10 protein-coding genes are annotated in these 12626 nt (G+C 58.9%); 3 read left to right on the forward strand and 7 right to left on the reverse strand.

Annotated features, from left to right (window positions below; all coding sequences use genetic code 11):
* Position 1: 1 nt before the first annotated feature.
* Positions 2-586, reverse strand: coding sequence for a bifunctional pyr operon transcriptional regulator/uracil phosphoribosyltransferase PyrR (gene pyrR / locus ABG996_RS02490; protein WP_347478502.1), 585 nt, complete (start codon positions 584-586; stop codon positions 2-4).
* 451 nt (positions 587-1037) lie between these two features.
* Between pyrR and rpmB the strand changes: the two genes are divergently transcribed.
* On the forward strand, positions 1038-1226 hold the full coding sequence (gene rpmB, locus ABG996_RS02495) for a 50S ribosomal protein L28 (protein ID WP_022094725.1): 189 nt from the start codon (positions 1038-1040) through the stop codon (positions 1224-1226).
* Between the two features lie 325 nt (positions 1227-1551).
* On the opposite strand, the gene ABG996_RS02500 is transcribed toward rpmB, so the two are convergent.
* Complete coding sequence (locus ABG996_RS02500) at positions 1552-2328, reverse strand: transposase (RefSeq protein WP_347478503.1); 777 nt, start codon at positions 2326-2328, stop codon at positions 1552-1554.
* 333 nt (positions 2329-2661) lie between these two features.
* Between ABG996_RS02500 and adhE the strand changes: the two genes are divergently transcribed.
* On the forward strand, positions 2662-5310 hold the full coding sequence (adhE, locus tag ABG996_RS02505; RefSeq protein ID WP_347478505.1) for a bifunctional acetaldehyde-CoA/alcohol dehydrogenase: 2649 nt from the start codon (positions 2662-2664) through the stop codon (positions 5308-5310).
* Positions 5311-5398: 88 nt separating this feature from the next.
* Positions 5399-6163 carry an aminoglycoside phosphotransferase family protein gene (locus ABG996_RS02510; protein ID WP_006236119.1) on the forward strand — a complete coding sequence of 255 codons (765 nt, stop codon included), beginning with the start codon at positions 5399-5401 and terminating at the stop codon, positions 6161-6163.
* Between the two features lie 179 nt (positions 6164-6342).
* On the opposite strand, the gene ABG996_RS02515 is transcribed toward ABG996_RS02510, so the two are convergent.
* Genes ABG996_RS02515 through ABG996_RS02535 form a run of 5 tightly spaced genes read right to left on the reverse strand, consistent with a single transcriptional unit; the run spans position 6343 to position 12625 of the window.
* Positions 6343-8064, reverse strand: a complete 1722-nt coding sequence (locus ABG996_RS02515) for a proline--tRNA ligase (protein WP_347478507.1) — start codon at positions 8062-8064, stop codon at positions 6343-6345.
* The gene (gene ispG / locus ABG996_RS02520) at positions 8065-9147 is read right to left on the reverse strand and encodes a flavodoxin-dependent (E)-4-hydroxy-3-methylbut-2-enyl-diphosphate synthase (RefSeq protein WP_347478508.1); all 1083 of its coding nucleotides are present in this window, start codon (positions 9145-9147) and stop codon (positions 8065-8067) included.
* A 13-nt stretch (positions 9148-9160) separates the two neighbouring features.
* A complete protein-coding gene (locus tag ABG996_RS02525; RefSeq protein ID WP_347478509.1) occupies positions 9161-10522 on the reverse strand; it encodes a M50 family metallopeptidase in 1362 nt (453 codons plus the stop codon).
* A 25-nt stretch (positions 10523-10547) separates the two neighbouring features.
* Positions 10548-11735: a 1-deoxy-D-xylulose-5-phosphate reductoisomerase gene (dxr, locus tag ABG996_RS02530; protein ID WP_347478510.1), complete on the reverse strand. Its 1188-nt coding sequence runs from the start codon at positions 11733-11735 to the stop codon at positions 10548-10550.
* Positions 11735-12625, reverse strand: coding sequence for a phosphatidate cytidylyltransferase (locus ABG996_RS02535; protein WP_347478511.1), 891 nt, complete (start codon positions 12623-12625; stop codon positions 11735-11737). Before ABG996_RS02535 ends, dxr begins: the two co-directional genes overlap by 1 nt.
* Position 12626: the final 1 nt, after the last annotated feature.

Consider the following 12626-nt stretch of genomic DNA (forward strand, 5'->3'; position numbering starts at 1 on the left):
ACTACTCACCTCCCAGCGGCGCGGAGCCCACGTGGGAACCCGGCGCGACGTCGTTAATCTCGACGGCGGTGTGGCCGTCGACTTCCTTCATATATAGGTGCACGTTCTCCTCATGCGACGAGGGAACGTTCTTGCCGACAAAGTCCGGCGAGATGGGGAGCTCGCGGTGGCCGCGGTCAACGAGGACTGCCAGCTCAATACGGCTCGGACGGCCCAAGTCCATGACGGCGTCGAGAGCGGCGCGAATGGTACGGCCCGTATACAGGATGTCGTCCACCAGCACGACGCGCTTGCCGTCGACGCTAAAGGGAATGTTGGTGGCGTGGATCGCGGGAGCGAAATTGGTAGCGTAGTCATCGCGGTAGAAGCTGATGTCGAGGCTGCCGAGCGGAACGTCGACGCCCTCGATCTCCTTGATCTCCTCGGCGAGCTTATTTGCCAGAAGGTCGCCGCGCGTGACGATGCCGACCAGAGCGAGGTCTTCACAGCCCTCGTTGCGCTCGAGAATCTCGTGCGCGATGCGGGTCATCGCTCGATTGACGGCGGTCTCGTCCATGATGACCGCCTTGGGGGAAGTCGTGCCCATCGATCTCCTTCCTCACATGTCTTGACTGCTGACACAGTCAAAAAAATAGATGCCCGACCGCTCAAAGCGGACCAGACACCCACAGGAAGGGCTGCTCTTTGGCAGCTATGTAATTCCATGTGGGTATCTCGTACCCCTTTAATGGTCAAGGGATAGTGTAGCCAACCTCGAGCTTAATTGCGAGCATAAATACAGAGCAATCCGTAAACGGAGCCCAATGCTCAATAAACCTATATATATTTGTGGGACGAGCTTGAAAACGCACACACGAGCTGGCATAATCCCCTCTGCTGCACGCAAATCGGATCTACGTCCAGGGCCGTGGCGTGGGCACTATCGCCAAAAGAGAAATATCTCTGTGTAGATTACGCACAGGGAGCTGCTTCTGTGCTATAGTTCAGGCTTGTTTGTTAACGCGACATGTTCGTTTGTCGCCCAAGGAGGGTCAGTTATGTCCAAAGTTTGCGAAGTTTGCGGTAAGCACCCCGTTGCCGGTCGCTCCATCAGCCACTCTCACCGCGTCACCAACCGTAAGTTCCGCCCCAACATCCAGCGCGTTTACGTCGTCGTCGATGGTCACCGTCGCAAGATGAACGTTTGCTCCACCTGCCTCAAGTCCGGCAAGGTTGCGCGCTCCTAAATAAGGTCTTACCAACAAGTACCTCGGACTCTCCGGGTCAAAGACCTCGCGTTCACATAGAACTTACCAAAGGCGCCCTCTCTTGTAGAGGGCGCCTTTTTGCGCTCATTGGGGACGGGCTTACATGAGTGCTTTCACGCATTGGGGACAGGCTTACATGAGTGCTTTCACGCATTGGGGACAGACTTACATGAGTGTTTTCACGCATTGGGGACAGACTTACATGAGTGTTTTCACGCATTGGGGACAGACTTAGATGAGTGCTTTCCAAAGCTCACAGTGCATCGACGAACTCACGGTGCTTCGATCGTCACCAGTACGTACCTCACGCCGCCTCGTTCCAGCCCGCGGTGGCCTTGGTTACGCTTGTAGCGCCGATGCCGGTGATACGGGCAATTTGCTTGACCGTGAGATGTGCCCGCCTGAGCCTCAGCAGACAGGCATCGCGATCGGGGCGTGGCAGGGCCTTGAGCAGCGCAGGATCTATGCTCGGCAGGACTTCGTGCGCAATGGAAAGGGCCTCCTCATCGGGGATCCGCCGGCGTGGAAGAACCTCCACTGACCAAGTGCGCCCGGCAACTTCCTTGAGATGCTCGCAATAGCAACGGGAGCCTCCGACGATATCGAGCATAGGAGCCGCGTCACAGATGTCAAAGGGATCATAGCCCAGCTGATATGCCTTGTAGCTTGACCAGCGGTACGCCTCGAGCGAGTCGAGCGCACCTTTCACGGGATTGAGATGGATATAATCGAGCAGCTGTACCGCCTGCGTGTCCGACTCGACCGCGACCCGTGAATAGCGATTGTCAAACAGATGGCCTGTTCTCCCCGTTTTCCCATTGAAATACTTGGCATACGCCGTCAGCGCACACTGCATTGCCTTTGAAAGATTGTCAAATGGGTCATCAACCATCAAATGGAAGTGATTGTCCATAAGGCACCAAGCCAACACCGCCACTTTATGGTGCGCGAACCTGTCCGAGATGTCCGATAAGAAACGATATCGGTCAGAGTCATCTTCAAAAATAATCTGTTTAGAGTTACCACGGTCAAACACGTGGTAATAACCGGTGAGCGAAACGGCGCGGGCACATCGAGGCATAATCTCTCCTTTCAAAAACTGAACAGGCAACACCTAAAAGGAGAGAAGGAACGCGAAATGCTGAGCCTGTGACCTATTTATATCCAATGAGCGGCAAAAATAGGTTAAGAACGGCAAAATAGCAAATCGATGTCTGTCCCCAATGAGTGAAAGCACTCATGTAAGTCTGTCCCCAATGAGTGGGGCGATGCAGCAGGCAGATAGATTTAGTTGAAACGGTTCATTTGATTGAAGCGTTTTAGTTTGTCTTTTACGGGAATCTGCCCGTTCACCGAATTATTTCTTGCTATCATGCATCTTGTAGGGTAAATCTCCGATCGCAAGGAGACACAAATGGTGAAAAAGTCACCGGAAAACACTACTCCCGCCATCGTGGACAACGTGGAGGCGCTTGAGGCCAAACTCAAATCTATGCGTGAGGCCCAGGCTAAATTCGCTGAGTACACTCAGGAGCAGGTAGACAAGATCTTCTACGAGGCTGCTATGGCCGCCAACAAGGCTCGTATTCCTTTGGCCAAGCTCGCCATCGAGGAGACCGGCCGTGGCGTTCTCGAGGACAAGGTCATCAAGAACCACTACGCCGCTGAGTACATCTACAACGCTTACAAGAACACCAAGACCTGCGGTGTCATCGAGCGCGACGACGCTTACGGCATCACCAAGGTCGCCGAGCCGATCGGTATCGTTGGCGCTGTCATCCCGACCACCAACCCGACCTCCACGGCCATCTTCAAGACGCTCATCTGCCTGAAGACCCGTAACGCCATCATCATCTCCCCGCACCCGGCAGCCGCCAAGTGCACCATCGCCGCCGCCAAGCTCGTTCTCGACGCAGCTGTCAAGGCCGGTGCTCCTGAGGGCATCATCGGCTGGGTCGACAAGCCGTCCATCGAGCTGACCAACATGGTCATGCGCGACGTCGACATCATTCTCGCAACCGGTGGCCCGGGCATGGTCAAGGCTGCTTACTCCTCCGGTAAGCCCGCACTCGGCGTCGGCGCCGGCAACACCCCGGTCATCATCGACGATACCGCGGACATCAAGGTCGCCGTCAACTCCATCATCCACTCCAAGACCTTCGACAACGGCATGATTTGCGCTTCCGAGCAGTCCGTGACCGTCATCGACACCATCTATGACCAGGTCAAGGCCGAGTTCCAGAAGCGCGGCTGCTACTTCGTCAAGCAGGGTGCCGAGATGGAGGCCCTGCGTGCCGCCATGTTCAAGAACGGCGCTCTCGATCACCGCATCCCCGGCATGGCTGCCGCCAAGATCGCCGAGCTCGCCGGCATCGAGGTTCCCGCCAAGACCAAGATCCTGATCGCCGAGGTCACCTCCACCGATCCCGAGAAGGAAGAGTTCTCCCACGAGAAGCTCTCCCCGGTCCTCGCTATGTATCACGCCAGTGACTTCCAGGAGGCCGTTGACAAGGCAGAGCACCTCGTCCTCGCAGGTGGCCCGGGCCACACCGCCTCTCTCTACGTGCACCCGGCACAGAGCGAGAAGATCGCTAAGTTCCAGCACGTCATGAAGGCCTGCCGCATCGTCATCAACACCCCGTCCTCGCACGGCGGCATCGGTGACCTCTACAACTTCGGCATGAAGCCGTCTCTAACCCTGGGCTGCGGCTCCTGGGGTGGCAACTCCGTCTCCGAGAACGTTGGGGTGAAGCACTTGATCAACGTCAAGACCGTGGAAGAGCGCCGCGAGAACATGCTGTGGTTCCGCGCACCCGAGAAGGTCTACTTCAAGAAGGGCTGCACGCCCGTCGCACTCGACGAGCTCGGCACCGTAATGGGCAAGAAGCGCGCCTTCATCGTTACCGACCAGTTCCTCTTCAAGAATGGCAACACGCGTGCCATCGAGGCCAAGCTCGATGAGATGGGCATCGCTCACGACTGCTTCTACGACGTTGAGCCCGATCCCTCCCTGCAGTGCGCACGTCGCGGCGCCAAGCAGATGACGCTCTTCGAGCCGGATGTCATCATCGCCGTTGGCGGCGGTTCCGCAATGGACGCCGGCAAGATTATGTGGATGATGTACGAGCACCCCGAGGCGAACTTCGAGGACATGGCCATGGACTTCATGGACATCCGCAAGCGTATCTTCACCTTCCCCGAGATGGGCAAGAAGGCTTACTTCGTCGCCGTCCCGACCTCTTCGGGCACTGGCTCCGAGTGCACGCCGTTCGCCATCATCACCGACAAGGAGACCGGCATCAAGTGGCCGCTCGCCGACTACGCGCTGCTCCCCAACATGGCAATCGTCGACGCTGACAACTGCATGACCGCCCCGAAGGGCCTCACCGCAGCTTCCGGTATTGACGTCATGACCCACGCCATCGAGTCCTACGTCTCCATCATGGCTTCCGATTACACCAAGGGCCTCTCCGAGCGCGCCGCAAAGCTCGTCTTCGAGAACCTCCCGAGCTCCTTCACCAACGGTGCCAAGGATCCGCACGCTCGCGAGGAGATGCACAACGCATCCTGCATGGCCGGTATGGCATTCGGTAACGCCTTCCTGGGCCTCAACCACTCCATGGCCCACAAGCTCGGCGCTTTCCACCATCTGCCCCACGGCCTCGCAAACGCAGTCATCCTGACCCGCGTCATGCGTTACAACGCCGCCGAGGCTCCTGTCAAGATGGGAACCTTCTCTCAGTATCCTTACCCCAACGCGCTGCACAACTACGCCGAGATGGCTCGTTACTGCGGCATCGACGGCAAGGACGACCGTGAGGTCTTCGAGAACTTCATCACCAAGCTCACCGAGCTCTGCGACTTCATCGGTGTCAAGCACACCATCGCTGAGTACGGTGTTGACGAGCAGTACTTCCTCGACACCCTCGACGAGATGACCGAGCAGGCATTCAACGACCAGTGCACCGGCGCTAACCCGCGCTACCCGCTCATGAGCGAGATCAAGGAGCTCTACCTGGACGCCTACTACGGCCGCGAGCCTCAGGATTACGCCGTCTGCTAGTTCTAGCACGGTTTTTAACGGCGGGGGTGCACGGGTGTTTCACACACCCCCGCCGTCGCTTCTATCGCATCGTTGAAAGGATGCAACCATGCTGCTACCCGATTCCAAGACCGAGCTCGTCCGCCGTGGCAACAAGGTCGTTTACGACCTGGGCGACAAGATCGTCAAGGTCTTTAACGAGACCAAGCCCGTCTCCGACGTGTTCAACGAGGCTTTGAATCTTGCCCGCATCAATGAGTGCGGCATCCGCAGCCCCAAGGCTCTCGAGGTTTCCCAGCTCGAGAACGCCAACGGCTGGGCGCTCGTGACCGAGAAGGTTCCGGGCACCACCCTTGCCGAGAAGATGACTGCCGAGCCCCAGCGCTTTGGTGAGTACCTCGAGATGTTCGTCGACCTCCAGATCGAGATCCACGGCTACACCTCCCCGCTGCTTAACCGTCAGCGCGACAAGTTCGCCCGCATGATCGACAGCCTTGATCAGCTCAATGCCACCACGCGCTACAACCTTCAGGAGCGTCTGGACGGCATGACCAAGGAGTTCAAGGTCTGCCACGGCGACTTCAACCCCTCCAACGTCATCGTCGGCGACGACGGCCAGCTCTATGTGTGCGACTGGGCACACGCTACCCAGGGCTCCCCTGCTGCCGACGTTGCCACCACCTACCTGCTCTTTGCCCTCAACAGCAAGGACCAGGCCGAGGCCTACCTGGAGCTCTACTGCGACCGCGCCGACATGCCCATGCAGGTCGTGCGTCAGTGGACGAGCATCGTCGCCGCTTCCGAGCTCGCTCGTAAGCGCAACGTGAACGATGAGTTCCTGAAGAACTGGATCGACGTCGTCGATTATCAGTAATATCTGAGCGATTTATTTCGCATCGGAGGCACAAAGAAAACCCCGCAGCTCATATGGGCTGTGGGGTTTTTCTTTTAGCGATTGAGCACGACGGCAAGATAAAAGGGCGGCCTCGCATCTCCCCAATCTGGAGAAATGCGAGGCCGTCCCGCATATCGAACTACAAGCGAAATCGTAGATTAACGGCGTGCTGCCTTCACCAGCTCGGCAACCTTGGCGACGACCTCGTCAATCGCCACGTCCTCACGCTCGCCGGTAGCACGGTCCTTGAGCTCCACCGTGCCATTCTTGAGGCCGCGCTTGCCCAGAACGACCTGATACGGGAAGCCCATAAGGTCGTTGTCGGCAAACTTAAAGCCGGGACGCTCGTCACGGTCATCGACGACAACCTCGATACCCTCGGCGCACAGACCCTCGACGATTTGGTCGCAGACGGTAGCGCACTCCTCCTTCTTGGGGTCGAGCGGAATCACCGCGACCTCGTACGGGGCAACGGAGACCGGCCATACGATACCGTGCTCGTCGTTGTGCTGCTCCACGACCGCAGCAAGCGAGCGGGACACACCAACGCCGTAGCAGCCCATGATGAGCGGCTTCTCCTTGCCATCCTCGTCCATAAAGGTGGCGCCCATGGCCTCGGAATACTTAGTGCCCAGCTGGAAGACCTGAGAGACCTCGATACCGCGGGCAGCGGAGAGCGGCTTACCGCAGTGCGGGCAGGGATCGCCGGCAACGACGGTCACCAGGTCGGCCCACTCGTCGACGGTAAAGTCGCGCTCGGGGCAGGCGCCGGTAAAGTGATAATCGACCTCGTTGGCACCGCAGGCCCACTGCTTGGACTCACGCAGGCTCTCATCGCAGACCAGGCGAATACCCTCGGGTAGGTTAACCGGTCCGATAAAGCCCTTATGCAGACCGTAGGTCTGGAGCTCCTCATCGGTCATCATGCGATAGCCCTTGCCAAAGACGTGCTCAGCCTTGCAGTCGTTGAGCTCGTGATCGCCCGGAACGATAGCCACAACCGGCTTACCCTCGGCGTCAATGAGAGCCAGGGACTTGCGCGTGCCGTTCTCGGGGAACCCAAAGAACTTGGCAACAGCCTCGATGGTGCCCATGCCCGGAGTCTTGACCTTGGTGAGTGTGCCGTCGCCGGGGCCCTCGGTCACAACGACCTTGGTGCTTGCAGCCTCGTCATCGGCAGCAAAGCCGCAATCGTCGCAGTAGACCAGCGAAGCCTCGCCGGCGTCGGCCAGCGCCATGTACTCGACGGAGGTATCGCCGCCGATCTCACCGGAGTCGGCGACAACGGGCAGGGCCTTGATGTAGCAGCGCTCGCAGATGTTGGCGTAGGCCTGCTTCATCTTGTCGTACTCCTCCTGCAGGCTCTCCTGCGTGGCAGAGAAGCTGTAGGCGTCCTTCATGATGAACTCGCGACCGCGCATCAGGCCAAAGCGGGGACGGAACTCGTCGCGAAATTTATCCTGGATGTGATAGAGATTCACCGGCAGCTGCTTGTAGGAACGCAGCTCGTTGCGCACCAGGGCAGTCACGGTCTCCTCGTGCGTGGGACCGAGCACGAACTCGCGTCCGTGGCGGTCATCAAAGCGCACGAGCTCCTTGCCATAGGCATCGATACGGCCGGACTCACGCCACAGCTCGGCATCGACCATGATGGGCATCATGACCTCCTGGGCGCCGGCAGCGTCCATCTCGTCGCGCACGATGTTCTCGATCTTGCGAATCGAGCGCCAAGCAAGCGGCAGATAGGAATAGAGACCGGCGGCCTCCTTGCGAATCATGCCGGCACGAAGCAGCAGGCGATGGCTCGCAAGCTCGGCGTCGGCCGGATCCTCTTTGAGCGTCGGAGCATACAGCTTAGACATATACATTGCTCGAGTCATTTATTTCTCCTCAATAAGCTTGTCGACCTCGGCCATAAGCGCGTCGACAATTTGGTCCTCAGCTACTTTACCAATGATTTGGCCGTGCGAAAAGAGCAGGCCCTGACCTCGTCCGCAGGCAACGCCCAAGTCGGCGTCAGAAGCCTCGCCTGGGCCATTGACCGCACAGCCCATCACGGCAATCGAAAGCGGTGCGGAGTAGTTCTTAAGCCGCTCAGTGACCTCCTCGGCGATAGGAATGAGGTTGACCTGGCAGCGAGCGCACGTGGGGCACGATACGATCTCGGGGCCACGGCGGCGAAGACCCAGCGACTGCAGGATACCCCAGGCGACCGGCGGCTCCTCGACCGGATCGGCCGTGAGCGAGACGCGCATGGTGTCGCCAATGCCCTCGGAAAGCAAAATTCCCAGGCCCACAGAGCTCTTAATGGTGCCCTGGAGCTTGGTTCCGGCCTCAGTCACGCCCAAATGAAGCGGAACATGGGGGATTTCGCGCGACAGGGCACGATAGGTGTCAAGCGTCGTGGACACGCTATGAGCCTTGGCGGAAAGCACGATATTGGTAAAGCCGCGATCCTCAAAATGTTTGACGAAACGCTCGCTCGACATCACAAGCTTTTCGGGCTGCGTAAGGTCATCGCGCTCGGCGATATCCTGCTCAAGCGAGCCGGCGTTCACGCCAATGCGAATCGCGCACCCAGCGGCGCCCGCGGCATCGATCACGGCATCGACCTTGGCCCAATCGCCAATGTTGCCGGGATTGATGCGGAGCTTAGCGGCACCGGCCTCCACGGCGCCAATGGCGAGCTTGTGGTTAAAGTGGATATCGGCGACAATCGGCACCGGAGACTCGGCACAGATGGTGCGGAAACCCTCAATCGCGGCCTCGGTGGGCACGCTCACACGCACGATATCGCAGCCAGCCTGCGCCAACGCGCACACTTGCGCAAGCGTTGCCTGGGCGTCAGCGGTATCGGTGCAGGTCATGGATTGGACCACCACCGGCGCGCCGCCACCGATCTGAACACCGCCCACATGCACGGGGCGCGTCAACTCGCGAGGCAAAGGATGGGATAAAGACAATCCAAACACTCCCCTACAGGATAAATCGAAGGACGTCGGAACGAAGCATATAGACAAACAGCAGCGCAAAGAGCGCGATGCCCACATAGCTCACAATCGTCTGGACCTTGAGCGGAAGCTCGCGGCCAGCAATCTTTTGAATGATCTCAATGACCAGCTTGCCGCCATCGAGTGGTGGGATGGGCAGCAGGTTCATAAAGCCAAGCGAGAACGAAATGAGGGCGGCAAACGAAAGGAACGTGGCAGGGCCGGCAGCAGCAGCCTGTGAGGACATAACGCTAATACCCACGATCGAAGAAGACTGATCGAGAATCTCCATCGTATGCTGCGGCTGGAGCAGGCGCATCACGCCCTCCGCTGTCTGCACGACATAGGAGAACGACAGGCGAGCCGACGTGATGGGGTCTAAACGGACCACCTGTGTAGAGGCATACACACCTAGGCGCTCGTCCTCTTTGAGCGCAACCGCGGTCGAATGCTGCTTGGCGTCACGCTCGTACTCGATGGCGATATCGTCCTTACCGGCAGCCTTGCCGATGGCATCGTAAACGTCCATCCAGGAAGAGCACGATACTCCGTCAACCGAAAGGATCACGTCGCCGCCCTCGATACCCGCCTTGGCGGCAATAGACCCCTCGTCAACCTGACCGATCACGTTGGTATCCATCGGCACGGTGACACCCGCAATGGAATAGATACTCATAAGCAGCAAAAAGCCCGTCAGGATATTGACGAGAATGCCCGCGAGCAGCATAAAGGCGCGCTTGAGAAAACCCTGGCCCAAATAGGTATGCGAACGCTCTTGCGCAAGGAACTCGGCTTCGCCGCACGGCAGCTCCCACACATCGCCCTCGATAGTCGCATGCTCTCGATCGAAACGGCGGCCGTCAAAGGTGGTGTAACCCGCCGCATCTCGCGGCAGCGTCTGATACTTGGTGGGATAGTAGCTCGGCGAGGGCTTCTCCCCTTCCTCATACCAGGGTGCGATGGAACCCCAGCCCAGCAACAGGGCGCATGCCTCGAGCACATCCTCCTCGGAAAGCTCAAGCTCGACAGCAAGGTCGGCCACGGTCACGCGACCATGACGATAGATAGCCGCGAGCACGCGGTCGGCACACGAGACGTCGGTCGGATCCATACCGCAAATGGCAGCGTAGCCACCCAGCAGCAGCGGGGTCACGCCAAACTTGGTTCCAATGCGACGCGACGTGTAATGGATGTCAAAGCGGCACGGCAGGCCCAAAAAGAACTCGGTCACACGGACGCCGCAGGCACGCGCCGCCAAAAAGTGGCCGCCCTCGTGCAAAAACACGAGGACGGAAAGCATCAGCAGGCCCCAAAAGACCGATGAGAGAACGCTCAGAACAGTATCCATAAAACGAAAAAGCAATCCTTATGGGTTAGGAACGGGTTGCGGCGAGCACCTGCGCAGCCTTTTCACGCGCCCACGCATCGATGTCGCGAAGCTGCTCAAACGAATCGACCGCCTGCATATCGTGGGCATCCATGCAGGATTCCACAATGCAATCGATATCGGTAAAGCTGCAGCCATCGTGCAGGAAGGCATCGACGGCGACCTCGTTGGCGGCATTGAGCACGCACGGCATGGTGCCACCTGTCTTGCCGGCACGTTCGGCCAGTGCCAGACAGCGGAAGGTATCCATGTCGGCAGCATCAAACGTGAGCTGCCCCAGATCGCGGAAATCGATACGAGGCGCCGGGGTATCCCAACGCTCGGGATACGAGAACGCGAACTGGATGGGAATACGCATGTCGGAAGCACCGAGATGCGCCATCACGGAGCCGTCGGCAAACTCGACCATAGAGTGAATCTTGGACTGACGCTGCACGACCACGTTAATAAAATCGAGGTCGCAGTTAAACAGATGCATGGCCTCAATGCGCTCTAGGCCCTTGTTCATGAGGGTGGCGGAGTCGGTGGTGATCTTGGCACCCATGGCCCACGTGGGATGTGCGAGGGCATCGGCACGCGTCACGCAATTGAGCTCGTCGCGCGTACGGCCAAAGAACGGACCGCCCGAGCAAGTAAGCCAGATGCAGTGGGCCTCGCGCGGATTCTCCCCCAGATAGCACTGGTAGATGGCGGAGTGCTCGGAGTCGACCGGAATTAGCTGACCCGGTTGCGCCAACGGCATCAGCAGGTCACCGCCGACAACGAGAGACTCCTTGTTGGCAAGTGCGAGACGCTTGTTCGAGGTCAGGGCCGCATGGCTCGCTTCGAGCCCGGCAGCGCCCACAATGGCAACAAGGACACAGTCGACGTCATCGCGACGCGCGAGCTCACAAACCGCCTGCGCACCAACACCGAGCTCGGTGCCCTCGGGCAGCTCCTGCAGTACAGCGTCCGCACCGTGGGTGGTGTCGGCCACGGCAACGGCCGGGACCGAAAACTCGCGGGCGGCGGCAACGAGCTCCGAAGTGCTGGAGTTAACGGACAACGCCGTCACCTGCAGTCGATCGGCATGCTGACGGCATACATCGAGTGCCTGCGTGCCGATAGAGCCCGTACAGCCCAGAATGGCAACGCGAAGACGCCCATCGGGGCCGTACGTCGTCTGAAAGGCCATTACAGCACGCCTCCGATCATCAAAAGCAGCTGCGCGGTAATGCAGCCAAAGATAAGCGAGTCGCTACGGTCGAGCATGCCGCCATGGCCCGGGATAAGGTTGCCGGAATCCTTGACGCCCACGCCACGCTTGATGCGTGACTCAATAAGGTCGCCGATAACGCCCAGGATGGACACAACCACGCCGCACAGCAGTGCGTAGGGCAAGCTCAGCTTATAAAAATGCGTCGCCCACAAAATGAGCCAGATAAGAACCGAGCCCAAGATGCCGCCGACAAAGCCCTCCCAGCTCTTTTTGGGAGAAATCTTAGGGACCATCTTGTGCTTGCCGATACGGCTACCCACGATGTAGGCAAACGAATCGGAGACCCAAAGGGACGCGCAAACGCCCACCGAAAGCAGGGCGCCGGCAAAACCGGGCACGGCATCGCGCAGCAGCACGATAGCCGACAGCATAAAGCCAGTGTAGATGGGACCCATGAGCGTCACGGCCACATCAGAGATGCGGGTACGCGGCGACCAAACATACCAAATGCCCACAGCGAGCATCAGGGCAAAAAGCAGGGCATTCAGCAACATCGAATCGCCCAACGCCGACAGCGGAAAGAGTACGGCGGCAGCGATACCCAGGCGCTCGTTGGCCACCTTGCCATCGAGCTTCGTCATGCGGAAAAACTCATAGCAGCACAGGCCGCTCATGACGGAGACGAAGATGGCAGTGGGAACGATACCCAAAACCAAGCAGAGAATAAACACGACGGCGTAGACGATACCTGCGGCGGCGCGGGTAATAAAGCCGGCCAACCACGAAGTCGTAGCCGCGCCGCTCTTGGCGGAAGGCGCCTTGGGAGTTGACGTCTTGGGAGCAGACGCCTTGGGACGATCGGACACG

It is taken from the genome of Collinsella aerofaciens (assembly GCF_039836695.1).
Classification (GTDB): Bacteria; Actinomycetota; Coriobacteriia; order Coriobacteriales; family Coriobacteriaceae; genus Collinsella; species Collinsella aerofaciens_BD.

Excerpts from the sequence above, each read along its gene's own strand:
- pyrR (WP_347478502.1), bottom strand. The coding sequence starts at position 586 with ATGGGCACGACTTCCCCCAAGGCGGTCATCATGGACGAGACCGCCGTC.
- rpmB (WP_022094725.1), top strand. The coding sequence starts at position 1,038 with ATGTCCAAAGTTTGCGAAGTTTGCGGTAAGCACCCCGTTGCCGGTCGC.
- ABG996_RS02500 (WP_347478503.1), bottom strand. The coding sequence starts at position 2,328 with ATGCCTCGATGTGCCCGCGCCGTTTCGCTCACCGGTTATTACCACGTG.
- adhE (WP_347478505.1), top strand. The coding sequence starts at position 2,662 with ATGGTGAAAAAGTCACCGGAAAACACTACTCCCGCCATCGTGGACAAC.
- ABG996_RS02510 (WP_006236119.1), top strand. The coding sequence starts at position 5,399 with ATGCTGCTACCCGATTCCAAGACCGAGCTCGTCCGCCGTGGCAACAAG.
- ABG996_RS02515 (WP_347478507.1), bottom strand. The coding sequence starts at position 8,064 with ATGACTCGAGCAATGTATATGTCTAAGCTGTATGCTCCGACGCTCAAA.
- ABG996_RS02525 (WP_347478509.1), bottom strand. The coding sequence starts at position 10,522 with ATGGATACTGTTCTGAGCGTTCTCTCATCGGTCTTTTGGGGCCTGCTG.
- dxr (WP_347478510.1), bottom strand. The coding sequence starts at position 11,735 with ATGGCCTTTCAGACGACGTACGGCCCCGATGGGCGTCTTCGCGTTGCC.